Genomic DNA, 24,904 nt, shown 5'->3' on the forward strand with positions numbered 1-24,904 from the left:
CGTGGGGACAAAGAGGCCCGCCAGAGCGGGCCTCGATTGCAGCCTTTTCAACTACGCCAGTTTGACTGCTTCAGTCTGAGTCTGTTGCTCAGGGCGGATCTTGAACCAGATGGAATACATCGCCGGCAGGAACACCAGCGTCATGATGGTGCCGACGAAGGTGCCGCCGATCAGGGTGTAGGCCAGCGTTCCCCAGAACACCGAGTGTGTCAGGGGAATAAACGCCAGGATGGCCGCCAGCGCCGTCAGCAGCACTGGCCGCGCACGCTGCACCGTGGCTTCGACCACGGCATGAAACGGGTCCAGCCCTTCCTGCGTGTTGTGGTGGATCTGCCCGATCAGAATCAGCGTATTGCGCATCAGGATGCCTGACAGCGCAATCAACCCGACCAGCGCATTGATGCCAAACGGCTGATTGAAGATAAGCAGCGTCGGCACCACGCCAATCAAGCCTAGCGGCGAAGTAAGAAAGACCATGATCATCGCCGCGATCGAACGCACCTGCACAATGATGATCAGCAACGTCATGGCGATCATGATCGGCAGCAAGGGCAAGATCGCCTTGCCCGCCTTGCCGGATTCCTCGATGGCTCCTGCCTGCTCGATCCGGTAACCGGAAGGCAGTGTCTCGATGATCGGCTGAAGTTGCTTGAGGATCACACTGGAAACATCCGGTGGCTGCAAGCCTTCGGCAATGTCGCCACGCACGGTGATGGTCGGAGTACGGTCACGGCGCCGCAGAATCGGATCCTCCATGCGCACATCGACCTCACCGATCTGCGACAACGGGATGCGTTGCCCCGTCGCGCCGACCAGGGTGAAGCCTTGGATTTGCGCCGGGTCGAGCCTGATATTGCCGGCGGCACGGCCGATGACCTGCACTGAACGAATGTCCTCGCGAACCGCCGTGATCGGCACTCCGCTCAGCAGGAACTGCAGCTGCCGGGCAACCGCATTGGAGCTCAACCCCACTGCTTGCAGGCGGTCCTGATCAAGATTGAAATGCAATGTCGGAGTCAGCGGTCCCCAGTCCGTATTCACCGTTCTCATCATCGGGCTGTCGTGCAGCACGCCGCGGACTTGCTCGGCGATGTCGCGCAACTTCGCCGGATCAGGCCCCATCACCCGGTAGGCAACCGGAAACGGCGAATAAGGACCAAACACGATTTGCGTGGCCCTGACGCGGGCCTCCGGCGCGAGTCCTGCAGCAACCGCTTCGCGCAAGCGCAACTTGAGGGTTTCACGGGCCTCCTGACTGTCCGTGAGTACGACAATTTTGGCAAACGAAGGGTCGGGTAACTCCGGTGCCATTGCCAGGAAAAAACGTGGCGCCCCCTGGCCGATATAGGCCGTGACGATTTTGGCCTCGTCCTGCTTGTGCAGCCAGCCTTCGACCTTGGCGGCGGTGGCGCTGGTCTGCTCAAGCGAAGTCCCATAAGGCATTTGCACTTCGATCATTACCTCGGGACGGTCGGAGGTCGGAAAGAACTGCTTCTTCACCAGCCCCATGCCTGGCACAGCGACGAAAAACAGCGTGACCACCGTGCCTGCCACCAGCCATTTGCGAGCGATCACCACAGTCAGCAGTCGGCGGAAGCGGTTGTAATCAGGCGTGTTGTAGATCGCCGCGTGGCCCCCTTCGACTTTCTTGATGTCCGGCAACAACTTCACGCCCAGATACGGCGTGAACGCCACCGCGACGACCCAGGACGCGATCAGCGCGATGCCGACGATCCAGAACATGTTGCTGGTGTACTCGCCAGCAGTGGATTGCGCAAAACCGTTCGGCAAAAAGCCGATTGCCGTTACCAGCGTACCGGACAGCATCGGCGCTGCCGTATGGCTCCAGGCATAGGCGGAAGCTTTGATGCGGTCGTAGCCCTCCTCCATTTTCACCACCATCATCTCAATAGCGATGATGGCGTCATCGACCAACAATCCGAGCGCGAGGATCAATGACCCGAGGGTAATGCGATCAAAGTTCTTGCCAGTGGCGGCCATCACCACGAACACAATCGCCAGGGTCAATGGCACCGCCGCCGCAACCACCACCCCGACCCGCCAGCCCATGCTGAGAAAGCACACGAGCATGACCACCAGCAACGCGACAAAAAACTTGACCATGAACTCGCCGACCGCCGAATCGATATTGACCGCCTGGTCGGTGACTTTGGCGAGCGTCATGCCCAACGGCATTTCTGCATTGATCAGGGCCGTTTCCGCATCCAGCGCCTTGCCCAGATCCAGGCCGTTCCACCCCTCGCGCATCACGACACCCAGCAGCAGCGCGTCTTCACCGTTATTGCGCACAACAAAAGTGGCCGGATCTTCGTAACCCCGTTCAACCGTCGCCACATCAGAGAGCATCAGTGTGCGCCCCTGCACGAAGACAGGTGTGTCGCGAATTTTCTGCACTTTGTCGAAGGCACCATCGAGACGCAGAAATACCTGCGGCCCTTTGGTTTCGATGGACCCGGCAGGCGTCAGCACGTTCTGACTGTTCAGGGCGGCGAAGATGTCCTGCGCAGACAAGCCGAGGGTCGCCAACCGGTCATGGGAAAACGAAACGTAGATGCGCTCGGCTTGCTCACCGATGATGTTGACCTTCTTCACACCCGGCACATGCAGCAGACGCTGGCGCATGACTTCCGCATCACGCACCAGCAAACGCTGCGGCTCGCCTTTGGCCTTCAAGGCGTACAGCGCGAAAGTCACGTCGGAAAACTCATCGTTGACCATCGGCCCGATCACACCGGCCGGCAGCTTGATGGCTTCATCGGCGAGTTTCTTGCGTGCTTGATAGAACTCTTCCTGCACTTGCGAGGGTGGCGTTCTATCGAGCAACGACACCATCGTAAACGCGAGTCCAGGGCGAGTGTAGGTTTCCGAGCGGTCGTACCACTTGAGTTCTTGCAGGCGCTTTTCAAGGGGTTCGGCGACCTGATCCTGCATCTCTTGCGCCGTCGCGCCCGGCCACGCGGTGATGACGGTCAACTGCTTGACCGTAAACGGTGGGTCCTCTGCACGCCCCAATTGAAAGAACGCCAAAGTCCCCGCAACCGCAATCAGAAAAATCAGGAACACCGTGATCGCCTGCTCGCGCACGGCGATGGCCGAAAGGTTGAAGCGCCCCTGGCTCATGGACGACTCCCGGCAACGCTGGCTGCGCTCTGCTGCGGCAATCTCACTTCCTCACCGTCGCGCAGCAGATGGGCGCCCAACGCCACCACCTGCTCACCGGCAGTGAGATCGCCAACGATGCGTGCCGAATCGTCGCTCAATCCCAGCACCTCAACCGCCCGCCAGGTCACTGTTGTCGGTGTTCCGGTGATCAGCCACACACCGGGGCCTTTGCCCGGGTCGTAAACGGCAGCGATGGGGACTTGTAACGTCTGTGTCTGAGTAGCGCGCTCGGCAATGCTGAGGGTCACGGTCGCACCGATCGGCGCATTGGCCAGCGGCCCTTCGAGCACATAGCGCGCCTCAAACGTGCGCGTTGTGCGGTCTGCCGAATCCGAAAGCAGCCGCAGTTTTGCCGTCACCGCTGCTGAGCTCACCCCGTAAAGGCTGGCTTGCGCAGTGGAGCCGGCAGCCGGACGCAAGGTTTCGGGCAGATGCACGATGGCTTCGCGCTGACCTGCGCGCGCCAGTCGAACCACCGGTTGTCCCGGGCTGACCACTTGTCCAGGTTCGGCGAGTGTTTCCACCACCACGCCGTCCGCATCAGCGACCAGCAGCGCATAACCCGAGGCATTACGCGCAACGTCCGCTTGCGCCTGCGCGGCGTTGAGCTGCGCCTTTGCAGTCTCCGCGGCGGCTCTGAACTGATCGTAGGCGGATGCCGAAATGGCGCCAACGCTGACCAGTTTGCGATAGCGCGCCTCGTCGTCGGCTGTCTGCTTGGCGCGGGCGCTAGCCGCTATGACCTCCGCCTGCTGCGCCCGCGCTTGCAGTCCGAGATCAATCGGGTCGAGACGCATCAACGGCTGTCCCCGCTTGACGGCCTGCCCCGTATCAACCAGACGTTCGAGCACTTTGCCCGAAACGCGAAAACCCAGGTCGCCCTGAACGCGCGCCGCGACCACGCCCGTGAAAGAGCGAGCGACATCGGTTGACGCTTGAACCGCAGCGGATCTGACCAGCGGCGGCTGGGTACGGGGATCTGCGACGCTGGAAGATTCGCCACAGGCGCTCAGGACAAGAGGCAAGAGGCATGCGGCAATGGGGAAAGGTCGGAGCCGGCGCATAAATTCCCTTACTGAGAAATAGGATGAGCATCATATTCTCAGTGCAGTGACTAATTGCGTCAATGGTCACACTTAAAGAAGTGTCAGTTCACTGATCGGCAGCAGTATCGACCATCAATTGTTTGGTACGAGCGGCTTGGTATTGCGATAGTTACCTGATATCTAGACCGGCATGTGGCTCTATCACTTTCGTGACCATTTATATTAATGGTCACTTAACGCTAAAAATCCCCCTCTCCCGCCACTCATGCGCAGGGAACAGGTGATTTGATAAGAGGATGTCGCCTGGACTTGAGTCGCCTGAAAATGTTGCTCAGGGACGGGTCAAGGCATGAGGCTGCGCAGGATGAGATTGGTGGTCAGCGTGGGCGCTTGCTCGATCAGATCCAGATTGTGTTGCAACAGCAGCGGGTTGACGAAAGGTCGCAGCGCCAGATTGATCGCCTCGACGGTCTCGTCAAGCGGCGTCTTGCGCTCGAACTCCCCTGCTTCTCGCCCGTGACGCACGATGTCGAGGATAAAGCCCTTGATTTGGGCCTCATACACCTGCGCGCTGTTCCAGCGCTCCGAGGCGGAAAACGCCGCGATGTCGTAGAGCTTGCGATCGTTGAAGAACAGGTCAACGCCCGTGGCGATCACGGTTTTGACCAACCTGCGCAAACGCTCGGTGGCTGAAACCGGTTCTGCGTTTATCGCCTGTTCAACAGCCGCCACGATTTGCCCCAGGCAGTTGGCGCAAATGGCCTCGCCAATCGCCTGCTTGGAATCAAAGAATTTATAGATGTAGGCCTTGGAAAAACCAATGGCCTTGGCCAGGTCGGAAACCGTGGTTTTACCGTAGCCGTATTGGCTGAAATGCTCGTTGGCCGCGACGACAATCTGGTCACGAATGTCGTGTTCAGCTGGGCCGCGAGTGCTTGGCGAGGAGGCAGATCTGGATGGCTGATTCATGGGGGCAGCTTACTCAGGCTGTCAACGACTGACAACTCGCCGAGCATTGTTGAACGTGTCACACCACCGCTGCTTCAACCGTTCTGGAACGCCACGCAAACGCCAACACCATCAGCAGCCCCAGGCCCGCCATTGCCGCCCCGGCCAGGGAAATCGCCGGATAACCCAGCCCACTGCTGATCACCGCACCGCCCAGCGCTGCGCCAATCGCGTTGCCGAAGTTGAAGGCGCCGATGTTCACCGCCGAGGCCAGATTGGGCGCGTCCTTGGCCGCTTCCATGACGCGCATCTGTAGCGGCGGCACCAGAGCGAAACTGGCGATGCCCCAGATCAGGATGGCCACGGCGGCCGGCAGCGGCCAGCGCATCAATACGGTGAACGCCAACAAGACCAGAATCAGGACGCTCAACGAGACGATCAGGGTGCGATCTATCGAGCGGTCAGCAGCCTTGCCGCCCCACATGTTGCCCAGCGTCAAGCCGACACCGTAAAGCATCAGCATGGCGGTGATGAAGGCGGTGGACGCATGGGTCTCGCTGCTGAGGATTGGCGCGATGTAGGTGAAGACGGTGAACATGGCGCTTGAGCCGACGACAGTCAGGGCCAGCGCGGCCAGCACCGGGCCGCGGCCCAATACGCGAATCTCCGCCATGACACCGACGCTCTGCGGCGCCCGCACGTTGGGCAGCGCGAACCACAATGCAGCCATGGTCACCACGCCCAGGCCGGTAATCCCCCAGAAAGCGGTGCGCCAGCCGAACAGTTCACCAAACCAGGCAGCCAGCGGCACACCGCCGATGGTCGCCAGGGTCAGGCCCATGAACATCGCCGCAATGGCCCCGGCACGTTTCTCGGGAGCGACCACGCTGGCGGCGACGATTGAGCCAACGCCAAAAAAGGCACCGTGGTTCAGTGAGGTCACGACCCGGGCGACCATGAGGCTGTAGTAATCCGTGGCCAAGGCAGACATCAGATTACCCAGGGTAAAAATCGCCATGAGCCCGATCAGCAGATAACGCCGGGGAATCCTGCCGGTGGTCAGGGTCATCAGCGGCGCGCCGAGCAATACGCCCAGCGCATAGGCACTGACCAGCAAACCGGCAGCGGGAATGGAAACCCCCAGATCCGCAGCGATACCCGGCAACATACCCATGGGGGCGAATTCGGTGACGCCGATGCCGAAGGCACCGATGGCGAGTGCAACAAGGGGTGGATTGATACGCATGGAAAGCTCCTTATCTATGCCGCCAATGCTACGATCACGATTTTTCAGGCGGTAGATAGCATTTTTGGCAATCACCTTTGCGTAGGAGGCACAAGTGGATTTCAACGGCAGGTCAGGTGAAATGAGCGTGTTCACCACCGTGGCCCAGGAAGGCAGTCTGTCGGCTGCCGCGCGTGCGCTGGGCCTGACACCCTCGGCGGTCAGCCGGATCATCGCCCGCACCGAGCAACGGCTGGGCACCCGCCTGCTGTTGCGCACCACCCGAGCGATCACCTTCACGGCCGAGGGCGAAGCGTTTCTGCGCGGCGCCCGGCGAATCCTCGCCGACATGGATGAGGTCGAAGAAGCCATCGCCGATCAAGGCGTGCCCAGAGGGCGATTGCGGGTCAGTGCCGCCCTCGGTCACGGACGGCTGGCTATCGTTCCGTTGGTCGCAGCCTTCAGCGCCCGTTACCCGAACATCGTCGTCGACCTCAACCTCGGCGACGAAGTGGTCGACATTCTCGGCGGGCAAGCCGACGTCGCGGTGCGCTTTGGCCATCTGCCCGACAGCCCGCTGACCGCACGCAGGATCGGCAGCACCGGCCAGGTCGTGGTGGCATCGCCCGAGTATCTGCAGCGCCACGGCATCCCGCAGGAACCGGAAGACCTCCTACAGCACAACTGCCTGCGCTTCAATTTCAAGCGTGCCGAACCCAACTGGCCATTTATCCGCGATGGCAAAGCGTTTTCCCTGAAGGTCAGCGGCAACATTGAATGCAGCAGCGGTGAAGCGCTGGCACAACTCGCGCGAGTGGGTGCCGGGATTGCCCGTATCGGAGGGTTCAGCGTGAGCGAGGATCTGCAGCGCGGCGACCTGATTGCGTTGCTGGAAGCCTGGAACCCCGGTGACCAGGAACCGATTCATGCGGTGTTCGTCGGCGGCCCGGCCATGCCGGCGCGGGTGCGATTGTTCGTCGACTTTTTGCTGGAGCATCACCGGATGTCAGCGCAGTTATAAGCTGATTTCTCATGCCCATACCCCGTCCGCTGAGTGACTGCTGATCCCGTCAGGCTGTCGCGCTCGCCTCGACAATATGAACTTGCGTGGCATTACGCCCCGCCAGCCATGCAAGCACAGACGCGCCGACCAACACGGCGGCACTGAGTTCGAACGTAGCTTTGTAACCGCTCAGATCAAACGCCAGACCGCCAATGATGGCGCCTGCGGCAATCGCCAGCTGGACAATGGCCACGAGCAGGCCGCCCCCAGCTTCCGCATCATCGGGCAGCGTTTGCGCCAGCCATGTCCACCAGCCGACCGGCGCGGCGGTGGCCACCAGTCCCCAGAGGCCGAGCAACACGGCGGTCAGCACCGGTGAATGGCCGAAGCTGACCAACGACAGCGCGATGGCGGCCATGATCAGCGGGATGACAGTCAACGTGCGATAGAGGCCACGGCCCATAAACCGTTCGATCAAAAAGGTGCCGATAAAACCGGCCAGCCCCAGCCCCAGCAGCATGAAGGACAACGTAGAGACACTGACGCCCGTCACGCCTTCCAGAAATGGCCGCAGGTAGGTGAACAGCATGAACTGGCCCATGAAAAACACGCTGACGGCGACCATGCCCAAGGCCACTGGCAACTGCTTCATCAACCGCAGCACGTTGCCGCTACCGGCCTGGCGTTCGGTCTTGAAGGACGGGAGGCTGATCAGCAGCCACACGGCGGCCAGCACGGCGACCGGAACCACACAGAAGAATGCCCCGCGCCAGCCGATCAGCGAGCCGAGAAAGCTCCCCGCCGGAGCCGCGATGACCGTCGCCAAAGCGTTACCGCCATTGACGATGGCCAGCGCCCGGGAAACCTGTTCAGGCTTCACCAGACGCATTGCAGTCGCCGCTGACAGCGACCAGAAGCCACCAATCGCAATTCCGATCAGCGCACGTCCAAACATGAATGACGGATAGCCCGGGGCAATCGCGACGACCGTACCGGAGACGATCATCAGCAAGGTCAGGCCGAGCAGCAGCGTCTTGCGTTCGATGCGCGCGGCGACCGAGGCAATCAGCAGGCTGGTGATCAAGGCAAAGGCGCCGGACACGGAAATACCCTGTCCCGCCTGGCCTTCGGTGATGTGCAGGTCTGCCGCAATCGGCGTCAGCAGGCTGACCGGCATGAACTCTGAAGCGACGAGAGCGAAGGCGGCCAACGACATGGCCAGCACGGCGCTCCAGCCGCCTGTTCTTTTAGAAGGATCTGTAGAAGGAAAGGTCATGGGAACTACCTGTGATGCGGAAAAACGTGTGGGTGTGATGCGCAGGGGCAAGCCATTCACCGCCCTTGCGAGCACTGCCCCTGTAACAGATAGACACATTCTCCCGGTCAATCCGACGCTTCCCTAGCGCATTCCTCTTGAATGCTTGCCTGATCCTCTGGCGATGCAGGGTGATGGATAGGAAACGTCTCGCGCGCGGATTAGAGTTCGCTCAACAGGAGTGAGCCCACATGATCCCTACCCCCCTGCTCCAGGCATCGCCTTTGGCGCTGAACATCGACCCGCGCGTGAGCGCACCGGGCGACTTCGCCACGGCCATACCCGGTTTGTCGCTGTTTCGTCGCGACCAACCGGCGCCGCCCGCGGTGTGCATGATCGAACCCAGCCTGATTCTCGTGGGCCGCGGCGAAAAGCGCTTGTGGGTCGGTGGTGAGGGCTACAGCTACGACCCTTCACGGTTTCTGGTGACGTCGCTGGACCTGCCCGCCAACTCCGAAGTGACGCACGCCAGTCCCCAACAACCCTGTGTCGGCCTTGTGCTCAAACTGGATGTCAGCATGCTCGCCGAGGTCATCACCAAGAGTGGCTTGCCGGCCAAGCGGCAGCCATCAACGGGCTCGGGCGCCGCGATTGGCAGCCTGTCGTCTACCCTGGCGGGCGCACTTGATCGTCTGCTGGCATTGCTCGATGAACCCGAAGCGATCCCGGTGCTGGCGCCGCTGATACTGCGTGAAATCCACTACCGCCTGCTCCACACCGACCAAGGTGCACGGCTGCGGCAGATCACGGCCGTCGATGGTCAGGGCTATCGCATCGCCAAAGCGATTGACTGGCTCAAGGTCAATTACACCGATGCCCTGCGCATCGACGATCTCGCCGCACGGGTGCAGATGAGCGCGCCGACCTTTCACCATCATTTCCGTCAGCTCACCGGCATGAGTCCGCTGCAGTACCAGAAATGGCTGCGGCTGAACGAAGCGCGGCGGCTGATGCTGGTCGAACGCCTCGACGTTTCGCGCGCGGCGTTTGCGGTCGGCTATGAAAGCCCGTCGCAGTTCAGCCGCGAATATGCCCGGCTGTTCGGCACCGCACCGAGTCGTGACATCGCCCTCCTGCGCGGGCAGCCATTCGAGGCAGAAGCGCTAGGCACAGTCGCGAATTGAACGAAACCCGGTGATGCGCCTCGCCGCGTGTCGCCGCTTATAACAATGCACGTCAACCGATGATCAGCGGGTGAATCATGGAACTACGAATCAACCAGAAGACCTATCAGGTCGATGCCGACGCCGATACGCCCTTGCTGTGGGTGATCCGCGATGATCTGGGCATGACCGGAACCAAGTACGGCTGCGGACTGGCGCAATGCGGCGCCTGCTCGGTGCTGGTGGATGGCAATGTCGTGCGCTCGTGTGTCACGCCGGTGGCCGGTGTGGTCGGCCGCGAGGTGACCACCATTGAGGCCATCGAAAGCGATGAGGTGGGCAAACGGGTGGTCGCAACCTGGGTCGATCTGCAGGTCGCCCAGTGCGGCTACTGTCAGTCCGGGCAAGTCGTGGCAGCCACGGCGCTGCTCAAACAAAACCCCAAACCGAGTGATGCGCAGATCGAGGCGGCGATGGTCAATCTGTGCCGCTGCGGTACTTACAACGCCATTCATGCCGCCGTGCATGAGCTCGCCGGCAAGGGAGAAGCGTGATGAGCGTTCGAATCGACCCTTCACAGCAAGCCTCGGTACTGGAACTGCACGAACCGATCAATGTTTCGCGCAGACGTTTTCTGACCGGAACGGCCGTCGGCGCACTGGTCCTCGGCTTCGGCCTGCCGCTCGGTGCGACACGCGTACAAGCGGCAGCGGCGACAACGACCGCCGAACGCGGCACGCAGGTGCCGGCGTTTCTTGAGATCCGTCCGGACAACCGCGTGCGTCTACTCTGCCCGTTCATGGAGGGCGGACAAGGCACGTTCACCGCGATGGCACAGATTGTCGGTGAAGAGCTGGATGCCGACCCGGCGACCTTCCTGGTCGAGGCCGCACCGCCCGGCGAGGCTTACGTGGTCTTGGAAAACGGCATGCGCATCACCGGCGGCAGCATGTCGGTGCGCATGAGTTATCCGGTCATGCGCCGCCTCGGCGCCCTCGCCCGCGCCATGCTGTTGCAGGCAGGCGCGCAGCAACTGGGCGTGCCGGTGAGCGAGTTGAGCACCGAACCCGGCAAAGTCGTGCACGCCAAGTCGGGCCGCTCGCTGGCCTACGGTGAACTGGCCGAGCGTGCGATGGATCTGCCGGTTCCCGATCCGGCCTCCGTGCAACTGCGTGATCCGGGCCAGTTCCGCTGGATCGGCAAACCGGTGAAACGCCTCGATGCCTACGACAAGTCCACGGGCAAGGCGCTCTACAGCATCGATCTGAAGGTCGACGACATGTTGCATGCCGCCGTGCAACATGCCCCGCGCCTGGGGATGACGGTCGGCAACCTGCGTAACGAAGACCAGGTCAAGGCAATGAAAGGTGTGCACTCGGTGCATCGTCTGCCAGGCGCCGTGGCGGTGGTCGCCGAGCGCTGGTGGCACGCCAAACGTGCCGTCGAGGCGATTCAGGTCGACTGGCAAGAGCCCGCGGCCGACAGCCAGGTACGGCCGATGCCCGCCGACTTCTCCAGCGATGCCTGGCTCAAGCGCCTCGCTGAAGATAAAGGCCCGGCCAAAGATGATGAAAACGAAGGCGACGTGGCTTCGATTCTCAAGGAGAACAAGACCCGAATCGACGCCACTTACCACAACCAATACCTGAACCACGGCCAGTTGGAGCCGCCTTCGGCACTGGCGCGGTTCAATCCGGACGGTTCGCTGGAAGTCTGGTTGCCGAATCAGGCGCCGGACATGTTCCGTGCCGACATCGCCAAACGCACGGGGCTCGATCCGTCGCGCATCACCTTGCATTCGCCACTGCTTGGGGGGTTCTTCGGCCGGCATTTCCTCTACGACTCAGCCAGTCCCTATCCGCAGGCAATCGCGCTGGCGAAAGCGGTTGGCCGCCCGGTGAAACTGATCTGGAGTCGCGAGGAAGAGTTTCTGCGTGATGTGCTGCGCCCGGTCGCAGCGGTGAATTTCCGTGCCGCGCTGGACAGCGATGGCTGGCCGCTGGCAATCGAAGCGGTCAGTGCCACCGAAGGCCCGACCGAAGCCCTCGCCGGCAAGCAAGGTGAGAAGCTCGACCCGACGGCGCTTGAAGGCTTGTCGGGCAAATCCTATGCGATCCCCAACAAACGCATCGCGCAGATCTACGTCAAAGGCCCGGCGATGCTCGGTTACTGGCGTTCGGTGGGCAATTCGCTCAACGACTTCTTCTATGAATCGTTCCTGGATGAACTGGCCGACAAGGGCGGCAAAGACCCGTTCGACCTGCGACTGCATTTGCTGCGTGACAACAAACGACTGACCACCTTGCTGCAAGCAGTGGGTGAATTGTCGGGCGGCTGGAAGCGCGGACCGTTCACCGCCGAGGATGGCAGCCGACGTGCGCGCGGCGTGGCCATGGCTTCGCCGTTCGGTACAGAGACGGCGGTGATCGCCGAGGTGTCCATCGAGCACGGCCAGGTCAAAGTGCACGACATTTGGCAGGCGATTGATCCGGGCAGCATCGTCAACCCGGCGATTGTCGAGGCTCAGGTCAATGGCGCCGTGGCATTGGGACTGTCGCAAACCCTGGTGGAAGAAGCAGTGTGGATCGATGGCAAACCCCGGGCGCGCAACTACGACTTGTACCCGATCCTGTCGCCTGCGCAGATGGCGCGGGTGCACGTGCGTGTGGTCGAGAGCGGGGAAAAAATGGGCGGCATCGGTGAACCACCGCTGCCAGCGGTGGCGCCCGCCGTCGCTAACGCGGTGGCGACGCTAACCGGTCAGCGGGTGCGCAGCCTGCCCATGAGCCGACACACCTTCTCTTGATCAGCGCCGGAGCGTCCATGAATAACAGCCGATTCGCAAGAACCGCTGGCTGGCTGGCAGTGCCGTGCCTGGTCGCGGCAGGCCTGCTAGCCTGGTATGTCACCCGCGAGCCTGTCTCGCGTCTGGAAAACCCTCAGATCGCCGTGGCCGACATCGACCCGGCGCTGGTCGCGCGTGGCGAGTACGTCGCCCGGCTCAGCGATTGTGTGGCTTGCCACAGCGTGCCGGGCGGTGCGCCGTTCGCCGGCGGCCTGGAAATGGCCACACCGCTGGGCTCTATCCACGCGACCAATATCACCCCGGACACGGAAACCGGCATTGGCCACTACAGCCTCGCGGACTTCGACCGGGCGGTGCGCCACGGCGTGGCACCCGGCAGTCGCCGCCTGTATCCGGCGATGCCCTACCCGTCCTACGCCAAACTCAGTGACGATGATGTGCGTGCGCTGTATGCGTTTTTCATGAAAGGCGTGGCGCCGGTAAAACAGGCCAACATCCCCAGCGCGATTCCGTTTCCGCTGAACCTGCGCTGGCCGATTGCACTGTGGAACGGCGTGTTTGTCGACGCCGAGCCGTATGCGGCGAAACCGTCGCAGGATCAACAGTGGAACCGTGGTGCTTACCTCGTTCAGGGCGCCGGACATTGCGGCAGTTGCCACACGCCGCGTGGCTTGGCATTCAACGAGAAGGCACTGGATGAATCCGGCAAGCCGTACCTTGCCGGCGCCCTGCTCGATGGCTGGTACGCGCCGAGCTTGCGCGATGACCACAACACCGGGCTGGGCCGCTGGAGCGAGGCGCAGATCGTGCAGTTCCTCAAGACCGGGCGCAATCAACACGCAGTGGTCTACGGCTCAATGACCGAAGCGTTCAACAATTCCACGCAGTTCATGAGTGATGAGGATCTGACCGCGATTGCTCACTACCTCAAGTCGCTTCCCGGAGATCGCGAACGGGATGGCACGCCTTGGCAGTATCAAGCGGTATCTGCAGGGGAACGTCTGGACTCGCCCGGTGCTCATACCTACGTCAAGCGTTGTGCGTCTTGCCATGGTCTGGACGGCAAAGGGCAAGCGCAATGGATGCCACCGCTGGCGGGCGCCACCTCGGCTCTGGCCAGGGAAAGCGCCTCGGCGATCAACATCACCCTCAATGGTTCGCAGCGTGTGGTGGCGGCCGGCGTGCCGGATGCCTATCGCATGCCGGCCTTCCGTGAGCAGTTGTCGGATCAGCAGATCGCCGACGTGCTGACCTTCATGCGCAGCACCTGGGGCAATCAGGGCGGTGCGGTTGATGCGCAGTCGGTGGGCAAGTTGCGTGAACACACCGATCCGGCCAGCAGCAGCCCGATCATTTTGCAGATGCGCTAAGAGGATATCTTGATGGAAAGCATCGACTTGCTGGTCCTGCGCACAGCGCGGGACTGGCTTGCCGCTGGCGAGCGTGTGTTACTCGCCACGGTGGCGCGCACCTGGGGCTCATCACCACGGCCGACGGGCTCGATGATGGCTTTGCGCGAAGACGGTCGCGTGATGGGCAGCGTGTCCGGCGGCTGCATCGAGGACGATCTGATCCATCGCTACACCACGGCCCATGGCGGCAGCGCTTTCAGCGACAGCGCACCGCAAGTGGTGCGCTATGGCGTCAGCGCCGATGAGGCGCATCGCTTCGGCTTGCCCTGCGGTGGCACCCTTGAGCTGATCCTTGAATTCAACCCGACGTGGCCGTCTCTCGATGAACTGCTTACGCAACTGGACGCCGGGCAACTGGTTCGCCGTCGCCTGGCGTTGGAGTCGGGTCAGGTCACGCTCGAACCCACCGCGACGCCTGAACAGTTCAGCTTCGATGGCGCGCAGATGCTCAACACGTTGGGGCCGGGCTATCGGATGCTGATGATCGGTGCCGGCGCGCTGGCCGAGTATCTGGCGACCATGGCCTTGTTCAACGGTTTCAAGGTGGCGGTGTGCGATCCGCGTCCCGAGTACATCGACACCTGGGCGGTGGAGGGCGTGGAGCGCATCGTCGGTATGCCTGACGATGTGGTCCGCGACTTCGCGGTTGATCTGCGCACCTGCATCGTCGCTTTGAGTCATGACCCCAAACTCGACGATCTGGCGTTGCTCGAAGCGCTGCATAGCCCGGCGTTCTATATCGGCGCCATCGGCTCGCGGCGCAATAGCCAAATGCGCCGCGAACGCCTGATCGAGCATTTTGGTGAAACCGAGGCGTCGCTTGAACGCCTGCACGGCCCCATCGGCCTCTACATTGGCAGCAAGACGCCTGCGGAAATCGCCGTCAGCGTGATGGCCGAGATTCTTGCCGCCAAGAATGGCGCCCGTCTGCCGCAAGCTTTTTCCATTGCCAAGGCCAAAGCGCTCGCAGATTGAGTCGCGATTGACCGAACCTTTACGCCGAAAACACCGTCCGAGCAAAAGCGTTAACGTTTCCGCTCGCCACGAGGTTTCCGTTTGAAAGCAGCCATCGTCAAAAAATACCGTTTGATCATCAAGACCATGGGCTACGTCGGCTGGGCTTTGTTCTGGTTATTGCTCTGGGACATCGCCGTCACCGTGGACTTCATGCTGTTTCTCAACGCCAAGCTGAATTTGCCGCTGATGCCTCTGACGTTGCTGGGTTCTGCACTGGTGGTGCTGATCAGTTTTCGAAACAGCAGCGCTTACAATCGCTGGTGGGAAGCACGCACGCTGTGGGGCTTGATGATCAACAACTCGCGCAGCTTCGCCCGGCAGGTGCTGACGTTGCTGGATGATCCAGGCCGGGAGGTGAATCCTGTCAAATCGACCCTGTTGCGCCGTCACGTTGCCTACGTGAATTGCCTCGCGGCGCACCTGCAAGGGCAACCCTGTCCGAAAGAAGTCCGCGCGTTCATTCCGGCTGATGAGTTCGCCCGCAGCGGCACCACCAATAACTTTGCCAACGACATCCTCACCGGTTCCGCCGCGCTGCTGGCGCGGGAATACAAGGCCGGACGCCTCGACAGCATTCGTCTGGCACGTCTGGAGTCAACGCTGGTGGATCTGTCCAACAGCCAGGGCGGCATGGAGCGGATTGCCAATACGCCGCTGCCCTACCCTTACGTGTATTTTCCGCGACTGTTTATTTCGTTGTTCTGCCTGATCGTGCCAGTGGGACTGGTGGAGTCCCTGGGCTGGTTCACACCGCTGGCCTCGACCGTGGTCGGTTTCATGCTGCTGGCCATCGAGCGCATCGGCACCGATCTGCAAAGCCCGTTTCGCCACAGCGAGCACCAGATTCAGATGGACGCGCTGTGCGAAACCATCGAGAAAAACCTGCAGTCGATGCAGCGTGATTCTTTGGGTGACGTGCGCAGGCTTGAGGAAAACGCTTGAGGTGCGGGAGCCGTCAGGATGTCTGACGGCTCCCGAATGAAGCACACCGCTGCACAACATCGCGCAGTTTCCCGCCGCGCTGCCGCTTCCTGCGGTGCGCTCACTGTCACTCCTCCTCGGCTTCCCCCCTCAGCGACCTCTCACTTTGCGATGTGAGGGTTTCGCATCTGCAGAAAAAGATTGCCGATTCATTGTCAGGTGATTTTTTTCAGCCTATCTTGAATAAACCTATACAGATAACTTATGCGCGTACAACTTTTACGCTAGGGATCAGCCCCACGTACAGCACCGCCGCGAGAGCCTTGAATGAACCCACTATTAGCCAGCCATTACCGTGAAATTCTCGTCGGCGTCGGTGAAAACCCCGAACGCGAGGGGCTGCTGGACACGCCCAAGCGTGCCGCCAAAGCGATGCAGTACCTGTGCAATGGCTACACGATGAGCCTGGAAGATGTCACCAACGGGGCCTTGTTCGAATCGCAAAGCGATGAAATGGTCATCGTCAGCGACATCGAACTGTATTCCTTGTGCGAGCACCACATGCTGCCCTTTATCGGCAAGGCGCATGTGGCGTACATCCCCGCCGGCAGGGTGCTGGGGCTGTCGAAGGTCGCGCGGGTGGTGGACATGTTCGCGCGGCGCCTGCAGATCCAGGAAAACCTCACCCGGCAGGTAGCCGAGGCCATCCAGCAGATCACCGATGCCGCCGGGGTGGCCGTGGTCATCGAAGCCAGGCACATGTGCATGATGATGCGCGGCGTTGAGAAGCAGAACTCGGTCATGACGTCCTCGGTCATGCTGGGTGCCTTCCGTGACAGTTCGACGACGCGGCAGGAGTTCCTGCAACTGATTGGACGGCGATAAAGCTATACAGCACCTGTTCACTGTACAAGCCAGCCACTGAAAACTTCACCCCGTCACCGGTTCGATTCAGGGAGTAAGGCCATGACCCGATTTGTGCTGTTACTGGCACTGGCACTCAGCGTCGCAAGCTGCGGCAATGTGGATGTCGCTCGTTACGCGGATCAACAACCGACTCTGGACCTGCAGCGCTTTTTCAGCCAGCCCGTCAAAGCCTGGGGGATGTTTCAAAAACGCAGCGGTGAGGTGGTCAAACGTTTCGAGGTCAACATCGTCAGCCGGCGTGAGGGCAACAACCTCATTCTCGACGAGCGTTTCCTGTACAGCGACGGCACCCGCCAGCGCCGTGTCTGGACCCTCACGCCCGAAGGCCCGGGGCGCTGGAGCGGCCGCGCGGATGACGTGGTGGGTGTCGCCAAGGGCGAGGTCGCGGGCAACACGTTGCACTGGCGTTATCGCTTGAACCTGCCGGTCGATGATTCGACTTACGAAATGAGCATGGACGACTGGATGTACTTGATGGACGAGGACACGTTGATCAACCGCACCAGCATGTCCAAGTTCGGGGTCGAGGTCGGCCAGGTGACCTTGTTCTTCCGTCGCCAGGCTGCCGGCGCCAGCGAATGAGTCGCGCATTGATCATGGCCTCGTTCGCTGGCGGTTATCGCGCGCGGGTGATCGGCGCCAGTGGCGCCCATTTGGCGAACGTTGCCGCTGAACAGCTATTGACCTGGATTCACCCGCTGATACCGGCCGAGTGCGGCCATTTCTGTGCCTGCGATGGACAACGCCTACCCCGGTAGGCAAGGAGTGAAGCATGAACCTGCAAGCCCTTACCGAACGTGCGGCCAACAGTGAAATTCGCGAGCTGGAGCTGTTGTCACTTGAAGGAGGTTTTTATCTGGCGCGGATTCGCCTGGATCATGGCCAGTTCACCTTGCTGGATGAGACGGCCAAGCCGATGCACCTGCGCTCGATCACCCACTTGCGTGACTTGCTGCAGACCGTGCCGGCCTTTCCTTGCGTACTGGTGCAGCAATGCGTGCACGACGAAATGTGCGGCCGGGATGCAGGCCCTGTGGAAGAGCTGCGCATTCCGTTTTCGCTCACCACGCCTTGATGAGTCGGACGGCGTCCTTCAACGCTCTGATGAAGGGCGCCGACCTGTTTGTCGATCACCCGCTAAGCTGTTTTTACTGCCGTGTGTCAGTTGACGCGTTGATGGCCGGCTGAACAGTGCTCAACAGGAAAACTGTCATAACCACCATTTTTCCTGACAGAACAGCCTGTTTGCAGGCGTTCAACAGCTTTGCTCAACCCCCGAAGAGCGCGAGTTTCGGCTCAGGCGCGTTATCAAAGAAGCAACAACGCTTTATTACTGAATTAGTGATTTAACTAGGTAGTTACCTAACTATATAATGCCCGCCTCATTTCAACGGGACATTCAACGTGAAGCAGAGTCAAGGCCTCTCAGGCATATCAAAATTCATTCTGGTGGGGCTGGGCGTCGTCATCGCCCTGCTCGGCTTGGCGCTGGCTGCGGGCGGCGTGAAATTGGTCAGCCTGGGAGGGTCGTGGTACTTCCTGCTGGGCGGTCTGGTGATGGCCGTTTCCGGTCTGCTGATTGCCCGACTCAAAACGGCCGGTGCGTGGTTGTTCGCTGCCTTTCTGGTCGGCACCGCCATCTGGGCCGTGAGCGATGCGGGCCTGGTGTTCTGGCCGGTGTTCTCGCGCCTGTTCATGTTCAGTGTGATCGGTCTGGTCGTGGCGCTGGTCTATCCGCTGCTCAAGCGTGCCAACGGTGGCGTTGCCGGTCGTGGCGCTTACGCCGTGGCGGCGGTGCTGGCGGTCGGCGTGGTGGTGGCAGCCGGTAACATGTTCGTCGCCCACCCTACCGTGGCGGCAACCGGCACAGGCCCGGGTGTCACCCCGGTCGAGCCGGACAAGGCGCAGAAAGACTGGGCGCACTACGGTAATACCGAAGGTGGCAGCCGTTTCGCCGCGCTGGACCAGATCAACCGCAACAACGTCGACAAGCTGAAAGTCGCGTGGACCTACCACACCGGCGACGTCGCCGAGAGCGATGGCAACGGCGCCGAAGATCAGCTGACCCCGCTGCAAGTCGGCAACAAAGTGTTCATCTGCACCCCGCACAACAACTTGATCGCCCTCGATGCCGACACCGGCAAAGAACTGTGGAAGAACGCGATCAACGCCCAGTCGAAAGTCTGGCAGCGCTGCCGTGGCATGGCGTATTTCGACGCCACGGCCGCCATCGCTCAGCCCGGCAACTCGACCATCATCGAAGCCAAGCCAGCGCCGGCGGCCAACTGCCAGCGTCGTCTGCTGACCAACACCATCGACGCACGCCTGATTGCGGTCGATGCCGACACCGGCGAGTTCTGCCAGGGTTTCGGCAACAACGGCCAGGTTGATCTGAAGGCGGGTCTCGGTAATGTGCCGGACAGCTACTATCAGTTGTCCTCCGCCCCGTTGATGGCTGGCACCACTGTTGTGGTCGGCGGTCGCGTGGCTGACAACGTACAAACCGATATGCCGGGCGGTGTGATTCGCGGCTTCGACGTGATGACTGGCGCCATGCGCTGGGCCTTCGACCCGGGCAACCCGCAGGATAAAAAGGCACCGGCCGACGGCAGCACCTATGTGCGCAGCACACCGAACAGCTGGGCGCCGATGTCCTACGACCCGGCAACCAACACGGTATTCCTGCCGATGGGCAGTTCGTCGACCGACATCTATGGTGTCGAGCGCAGCAAGCTGGATCACACCTACGGTGCTTCGATCCTCGCACTGGACGCCACCAGCGGTGAAGAACGCTGGGTGTTCCAGACCGTGCACAACGACCTCTGGGACTTCGACCTGCCGATGCAGCCGAGCCTGATCGACTTCACCAAGGACGGTAAAACCGTGCCTGCGGTGGTCATCGGCACCAAGGCCGGGCAGATCTACGTGCTCGACCGCGCCACCGGCAAACCGCTGACCGACGTCAAAGAAGTCCCGGTCAAAGCGGCGAACATCCCGAATGAACCGTACTCGCCAACCCAGCCGAAATCGGTGGGCATGCCGCAAATCGGTGCTCAGCACCTGACCGAATCGGACATGTGGGGCGCCACTCCATATGATCAACTGCTGTGCCGCATCGACTTCAAAGGCATGCGCTATGACGGCCTGTACACCGCGCCAGGCACCGATAAATCGCTGAGCTTCCCGGGTTCGCTGGGTGGCATGAACTGGGGCAGTATTTCCACTGACCCGGTACACGGTTTCATCTTCGTCAACGACATGCGTCTGGGGCTGTGGATTCAGATGATCCCGTCGCAGAACAAAGGCCAGGCCGCTGGCGGTGGTGAAGCGCTGAACACCGGCATGGGCGCCGTTCCGTTGAAAGGCACGCCTTACGCCGTGAACAAGAACCGCTTCCTGTCGGTCGCCGGCATTCCTTGCCAGGCGCCGCCGTTCGGTACGCTGACCGCCATCGACATGAAAACCCAGAAGGTCGCCTGGCAGGTTCCGGTCGGCACCGTTGAAGACACCGGTCCACTGGGCATCCGCATGCACCTGCCGATCAAGATCGGTCTGCCAACCCTCGGCGGCACCCTGTCGACCCAAGGTGGTTTGATCTTCATCGCCGGCACCCAGGACTTCTACCTGCGCGCCTTCAACAGCGGCAACGGTGAAGAAGTCTGGAAAGCGCGTCTGCCAGTCGGTAGCCAGGGCGGCCCGATGACTTACGTTTCGCCGAAAACCGGCAAGCAGTACATCGTGATCACCGCCGGCGGCGCTCGCCAGTCGACCGATCGTGGCGACTACGTGATGGCTTACGCCTTGCCGTAATCCCCTGCGTCCACGTTAAGCGCGGACGCTTGCCTTGAGCGCGGCACCTTCGGGTGCCGCGCTGCTTTTCCCCTATTGCTCAAGTTTTCTGCAGGAAGATTTACATGCTATCGGCTGTTCGTTTTTCCCGTTCCGACCTGTTCAAAGGCCTGTTGCTGGGTGTCGCGTGCACCACCACCCTCCCCGCGCTGGCCGACAACGATTCCGACCTGTTGACCCGCAGCACCCTCACCGGTGACTGGGGTGGATTGCGTCACCAGATGGATGAAGAAGGCGTCAAGTTCACCGGCGACTACAGCGGCGAAACCGCCTACAACGCTGACGGCGGACTGCATCGCTCGGCGCGTTATTCGCAAAACATCAAGCTCGGCGTGCAGTTCGATCTGAGCAAACTGTATGGCTTCGACAACGCCGGCAAAGTCCAGTTGACCATCAACGACCGTCGCGGCAACAGCGCTTCGCAAGACCTCGTCGGCAACCGCCTGCCGATCCAGGAAAACTACGGTGGCTTGTACACGCGCCTGACCGAGTTGAGTTATGAGCGCAGCCTGTTCACGCCCGCGCTCAACGTCAAACTCGGCTACATGGCGATGGGCAACGATCTCGGCGGCCTCGACAGCGGCATTCTCTGCAACTTCATGAACGCCGGTTTCTGCGGTCACCCGCTGAACATGTCCGGCGGCAGCGGCTGGACCAACTACCCCAACGCTCACTTGGGTGTGCGGCTGAAATACGACCTGTCGCCGTCGTGGCAACTGCGCGTCGCGGCGTTCAACGTCGATCCGCAAAGCAACGGCAATTCCAGCCGTGCCTGGCACCTGGGCCCCAAACAGACCACCGGCACCGTGGTGCCGATCGAGTTGGTGTACAAGCACGCCGGCGAGCTGCCGGGCGAATACAAGGTGGGCTACTACTACGACAGCTCCGACGTCAAACGCATCGGCAGCAATAAAGAAGTGTCCGGTCGCGGCGGTCATTATTTGCTGGTCGATCAAGCCGTGTGGCGCTCGGCGTCGTCCGAAGGCCGCAGTTTGCATGCCTTCGGCCAATACTCGGCGGCGAGCGAAGCGGCCTCGCCGTTCAGCAAGTGGTACGGCACCGGCGTAGTGCTGTACAAACCATTCGAGGGCCGCCCGCGCGACACCGTTGCCTTGGGTTATGGCCGCGCCGTGCCAAACCCGCGCAGCCGCGACGTGCTGCAAGACGCCGCGCTGGACAATGGTGCCGCGTTCCCGAACCTGGACAGCGCCGAGCAATTGATCGAGCTGGGCTACGGCTACCAAGCCACGCCGTGGCTGACCCTGCGCCCGAACATGCAATACATCATCGAGCCGGGCGCGTTCTCCGGGCAGGACATCGACAATGCGCTGGTGTTGGGTCTGCAGGTGAAAGCGTCGCTGTAAACCCTCGGGTTTCCAGGCACAAAAAAACCGGCGCAATCGCCGGTTTTTTTGTGTGCGAACATCAGGCCTGATCCAAAGCCTCCACTATCCCCTGATCCTCGCCGAGGAACCCGCCGCTCTGGTGTTGCCAGAGCCGCGCATACACGCCGTTCCGTTCCAGCAGTTCGCTGTGGGTGCCCTGTTCGATGATGCGCCCTTCGTCCATCACGATCAGACGGTCCATCGCTGCAATCGTTGACAAACGGTGAGCAATCGCAATCACGGTCTTGCCCTGCATCATTTGATCGAGGCTCTCCTGAATCGCCACTTCGACTTCGGAGTCCAGCGCACTGGTGGCCTCGTCGAGCAACAGGATGGGCGCGTTCTTCAGCATCACCCGGGCAATCGCGACACGCTGACGCTGGCCACCGGACAACTTGATACCGCGCTCACCGACGAGCGTGTCGTAACCTGTATGGCCCTGGCGGTCGCTGAGCTGACTGATGAACTCATCGGCCTGGGCACTCGCCGCTGCGCTGCGAATCTGCGCGTCGCTGGCATCGGGCCGGCCATAGGCAATGTTGTCGCGAATCGAACGGTGCAGCAGCGACGTATCCTGCGTGACCATGCCGATGCAACTGCGCAGGCTGTCTTGGGTGACGTGCGCGATGTTCTGGCCATCGATACGGATCTCGCCACTGTCGATGTCATAGAAGCGCAGCAACAGGTTGATCAGCGTGGACTTGCCGGCACCGGAGCGCCCTACCAGACCGATTTTCTCGCCAGGGCGGATGCTCAGGCTCAAGCCATCGAGCACCTGACGTTCGCCGTTGTAGTTGAAGCTGACCTTGTCGAACGTCACCGCGCCGCCGGACGTCTTCAGTACGCCGGCATCCGGCGCGTCCTGCACCTTGGCGCCCTGGGTCAGCGTCGCCATGCCGTCCTGCACCGTGCCGATGCTTTCGAACAGCGAAGTCATCTGCCACATGATCCAGTTCGACATGCCATTGATGCGCAACGCCATGGCCGTGATGGCCGCCACCGCACCGGCGCCGACGTCACCTTGATGCCATAGCCACAGTGCATAGCCGCCGGCCGACATGATCAACCCCACCACCAGGGCCTGATTGACGATCTCGAACAGGCTGACCAGACGCATCTGGCGAAACCCTGTCAGCTTGAAATCCTCCATCGCCGCCCGCGCGAAATGCGCTTCACGGTTGGAGTGAGAGAACAGCTTCACCGTGGTGATGTTGGTGTACGCATCGGAAATCCGCCCGGTCATCATCGACCGCGCATTCGCCTGCTCCTGCCCCACCTTGCCCAGACGCGGGACGAAATACACCATCGCCAGACCGAACAACACCGCCCAGGCAATAAAAGGCAGCATCAGCTTCAGGGCAAAACCGCCGGCGAGCGCAATGATCGCAATGAAATAAACGCCGATCCCGGGAATGATCTCGATCAGGGTAAACAGCACATCGCGCACCGCGAGCGCGGTTTGCATCACCTTCGTCGTGACCCGACCGGAAAACTCATCGGAAAAAAACGACAGGCTCTGCCGCAACATCAGCCGATGGAAGTCCCAACGCAGCCGCAGCGGCAAGTTAATCGCCAGAATCTGGTGTTGCACCATCGTGCGCAGCGCGACCAGACCAACGCTGGTCACCATGACAATGCCCATGCCCCACAACACCCGACTCTCCTGCGCCGCCGCGTCACCTCCGGCCTGCCAGGTCGAGAGCAAATCCACCACCTGCCCGAGGAACGAAAACAGCCACGCCTCATAAATCGACACCCCGGCACTGAGCACCGCCAGCGCCAGAATGTACCCACGCGCACCGCGCGTGCAGGCCCAGAGAAACCGCGCCAGACCGTTGGGCGGTGGCGGTACCTCGTCAGGAGGAAATGGGTCGAGTCTTCGTTCGAATAGACGAAGCATGGTGTTCTCCAAACCGATCAAATTAGGGGGATTCTGCCATTGATCGGTGGGCTGGAGGTCTTTGTGAAAAAGTGTGTGTGTTTAGCGCAGGCGTTTTGGCAAATGTCGAACCCAAGTGCTGCGCCATACAGACCTGCCGCTGACGACCGTCGACGAGCCGCTCGGAGCCATTTCGGATTTCCTCGCCGGGCATCCGGTAGACACGCTATGGCAGCGGCCATCATGAGGCATTAGCTGTATCGCATTCGCCTGCTCGCCAAGGTGTTGATTAATTGGGTACGGAAAAGAGCGATGGGCAGCCACTGAGTCTCCTGCGTCATATCACTCTCCGATAGCAGCAAGTCTCACCCGGTGACAGTCAGACGGCCCGAGCTTTCTACCGCTTGATGAGCGAACTTCAATGGGCATCACAGACTGTCCCGATTCCTTGTCCAGCAGCACAGAACGTGCCTCCTCTGGCTTGAACAGGAAACGTTCCCCCCATTGCCTCATGCTGACCACAACTGGAAATATCTCCCGGCCTTTTTCCGTGAGGACGTACTCGTTGTAGGCACTGCCATCTGACGCAGGCCGGACATCGAGAACTTCGGCCTCAACCAAAGTCTTCAGTCGCGACGCCAGAATGTTTTTGGCCACGCCCAGGTTCTTTTGAAATTCGCTGAATCGGCGAATGTCGTCAAAGGCGTCGCGGATGATCATCAGAGACCAGCGATCGCCAATGACCTCAAGGGTTCTGGCTACCGGGCATTCACTGCTTTTTGGGGATGAAATTTCGGCCATCGTATTTACCTTTTGCACAGAATTGCCAAGGGGCGGATCAATCTGGATCAGTGTGGTTGCAATTTGAAACCGAATTTGCAATTA

Annotated in this window: 20 protein-coding genes; 13 read left to right on the forward strand and 7 right to left on the reverse strand. The window is 61.1% G+C overall.

The window, feature by feature from the left end:
* Positions 1 to 51 precede the first annotated feature (51 nt).
* The 4 genes from AACY19_RS22370 to AACY19_RS22385 all read right to left on the reverse strand — a co-directional run bounded on the left by AACY19_RS22370 (position 52) and on the right by AACY19_RS22385 (position 6,423).
* Positions 52 to 3,141 (reverse strand): efflux RND transporter permease subunit, encoded by a 3,090-nt coding sequence (locus AACY19_RS22370; protein WP_339453783.1) that lies wholly within the window; start codon positions 3,139 to 3,141, stop codon positions 52 to 54.
* Complete coding sequence (locus AACY19_RS22375; RefSeq protein WP_339453784.1) at positions 3,138 to 4,247, reverse strand: efflux RND transporter periplasmic adaptor subunit; 1,110 nt, start codon at positions 4,245 to 4,247, stop codon at positions 3,138 to 3,140. Before AACY19_RS22375 ends, AACY19_RS22370 begins: the two co-directional genes overlap by 4 nt.
* A 324-nt stretch (positions 4,248 to 4,571) precedes the next feature.
* Positions 4,572 to 5,198 carry a TetR/AcrR family transcriptional regulator gene (locus AACY19_RS22380; protein ID WP_339453785.1) on the reverse strand — a complete coding sequence of 209 codons (627 nt, stop codon included), beginning with the start codon at positions 5,196 to 5,198 and terminating at the stop codon, positions 4,572 to 4,574.
* A gap of 58 nt (positions 5,199 to 5,256) precedes the next feature.
* A complete protein-coding gene (locus tag AACY19_RS22385; protein WP_339453786.1) occupies positions 5,257 to 6,423 on the reverse strand; it encodes an MFS transporter in 1,167 nt (388 codons plus the stop codon).
* Between the two features lie 94 nt (positions 6,424 to 6,517).
* On the opposite strand from AACY19_RS22385, the gene AACY19_RS22390 reads away from it, so the two are divergent.
* Complete coding sequence (locus tag AACY19_RS22390) at positions 6,518 to 7,423, forward strand: LysR family transcriptional regulator (RefSeq protein WP_339453787.1); 906 nt, start codon at positions 6,518 to 6,520, stop codon at positions 7,421 to 7,423.
* A gap of 49 nt (positions 7,424 to 7,472) precedes the next feature.
* Here AACY19_RS22390 and AACY19_RS22395 read toward each other — a convergent pair whose 3' ends face one another.
* Positions 7,473 to 8,681: an MFS transporter gene (locus AACY19_RS22395; RefSeq protein WP_339453788.1), complete on the reverse strand. Its 1,209-nt coding sequence runs from the start codon at positions 8,679 to 8,681 to the stop codon at positions 7,473 to 7,475.
* Positions 8,682 to 8,911: 230 nt separating this feature from the next.
* Here AACY19_RS22395 and AACY19_RS22400 point away from each other — a divergent pair, with 230 nt between their 5' ends.
* The 12 genes from AACY19_RS22400 to AACY19_RS22455 all read left to right on the forward strand — a co-directional run bounded on the left by AACY19_RS22400 (position 8,912) and on the right by AACY19_RS22455 (position 22,119).
* The gene (locus AACY19_RS22400; protein WP_339453789.1) at positions 8,912 to 9,844 is read left to right on the forward strand and encodes an AraC family transcriptional regulator; all 933 of its coding nucleotides are present in this window, start codon (positions 8,912 to 8,914) and stop codon (positions 9,842 to 9,844) included.
* Positions 9,845 to 9,921: 77 nt separating this feature from the next.
* The gene (locus AACY19_RS22405) at positions 9,922 to 10,377 is read left to right on the forward strand and encodes a (2Fe-2S)-binding protein (RefSeq protein ID WP_339453790.1); all 456 of its coding nucleotides are present in this window, start codon (positions 9,922 to 9,924) and stop codon (positions 10,375 to 10,377) included.
* A complete protein-coding gene (locus tag AACY19_RS22410) occupies positions 10,377 to 12,629 on the forward strand; it encodes a xanthine dehydrogenase family protein molybdopterin-binding subunit (protein ID WP_339453791.1) in 2,253 nt (750 codons plus the stop codon). The genes AACY19_RS22405 and AACY19_RS22410 overlap by 1 nt, the downstream gene beginning before the upstream one ends.
* Positions 12,630 to 12,646: 17 nt before the next feature.
* On the forward strand, positions 12,647 to 13,999 hold the full coding sequence (locus AACY19_RS22415; protein ID WP_339453792.1) for a cytochrome c: 1,353 nt from the start codon (positions 12,647 to 12,649) through the stop codon (positions 13,997 to 13,999).
* Between the two features lie 12 nt (positions 14,000 to 14,011).
* Positions 14,012 to 15,016 carry an XdhC family protein gene (locus AACY19_RS22420; protein WP_339453793.1) on the forward strand — a complete coding sequence of 335 codons (1,005 nt, stop codon included), beginning with the start codon at positions 14,012 to 14,014 and terminating at the stop codon, positions 15,014 to 15,016.
* 81 nt (positions 15,017 to 15,097) lie between these two features.
* Entirely contained in the window at positions 15,098 to 16,000 is a 903-nt protein-coding gene (locus AACY19_RS22425; RefSeq protein ID WP_339453794.1) for a bestrophin family protein, read from the forward strand.
* 306 nt (positions 16,001 to 16,306) lie between these two features.
* The gene (gene folE, locus AACY19_RS22430) at positions 16,307 to 16,864 is read left to right on the forward strand and encodes a GTP cyclohydrolase I FolE (protein ID WP_339453795.1); all 558 of its coding nucleotides are present in this window, start codon (positions 16,307 to 16,309) and stop codon (positions 16,862 to 16,864) included.
* Between the two features lie 81 nt (positions 16,865 to 16,945).
* Entirely contained in the window at positions 16,946 to 17,488 is a 543-nt protein-coding gene (locus AACY19_RS22435) for a DUF3833 domain-containing protein (protein WP_339453796.1), read from the forward strand.
* Positions 17,485 to 17,664, forward strand: coding sequence for a hypothetical protein (locus AACY19_RS22440; protein WP_339453797.1), 180 nt, complete (start codon positions 17,485 to 17,487; stop codon positions 17,662 to 17,664). Before AACY19_RS22435 ends, AACY19_RS22440 begins: the two co-directional genes overlap by 4 nt.
* Positions 17,665 to 17,678: 14 nt before the next feature.
* Complete coding sequence (locus AACY19_RS22445) at positions 17,679 to 17,981, forward strand: DUF6482 family protein (RefSeq protein ID WP_339453798.1); 303 nt, start codon at positions 17,679 to 17,681, stop codon at positions 17,979 to 17,981.
* 329 nt (positions 17,982 to 18,310) lie between these two features.
* Positions 18,311 to 20,716, forward strand: a complete 2,406-nt coding sequence (locus tag AACY19_RS22450) for a glucose/quinate/shikimate family membrane-bound PQQ-dependent dehydrogenase (protein ID WP_339453799.1) — start codon at positions 18,311 to 18,313, stop codon at positions 20,714 to 20,716.
* Between the two features lie 104 nt (positions 20,717 to 20,820).
* The gene (locus tag AACY19_RS22455) at positions 20,821 to 22,119 is read left to right on the forward strand and encodes a carbohydrate porin (RefSeq protein ID WP_339453800.1); all 1,299 of its coding nucleotides are present in this window, start codon (positions 20,821 to 20,823) and stop codon (positions 22,117 to 22,119) included.
* A gap of 61 nt (positions 22,120 to 22,180) precedes the next feature.
* Here AACY19_RS22455 and AACY19_RS22460 read toward each other — a convergent pair whose 3' ends face one another.
* Together AACY19_RS22460 and AACY19_RS22465 are read right to left on the reverse strand one after the other, a co-directional pair.
* Entirely contained in the window at positions 22,181 to 24,040 is a 1,860-nt protein-coding gene (locus tag AACY19_RS22460) for an ABC transporter ATP-binding protein (RefSeq protein WP_339453801.1), read from the reverse strand.
* A gap of 321 nt (positions 24,041 to 24,361) precedes the next feature.
* Positions 24,362 to 24,820, reverse strand: a complete 459-nt coding sequence (locus tag AACY19_RS22465) for a winged helix-turn-helix transcriptional regulator (RefSeq protein WP_339453802.1) — start codon at positions 24,818 to 24,820, stop codon at positions 24,362 to 24,364.
* Positions 24,821 to 24,904 lie beyond the last annotated feature (84 nt).

Origin of the sequence: Pseudomonas sp. EA_5y_Pfl2_R50, assembly GCF_963970475.1 — a bacterium.
Lineage (GTDB): Bacteria > Pseudomonadota > Gammaproteobacteria > Pseudomonadales > Pseudomonadaceae > Aquipseudomonas.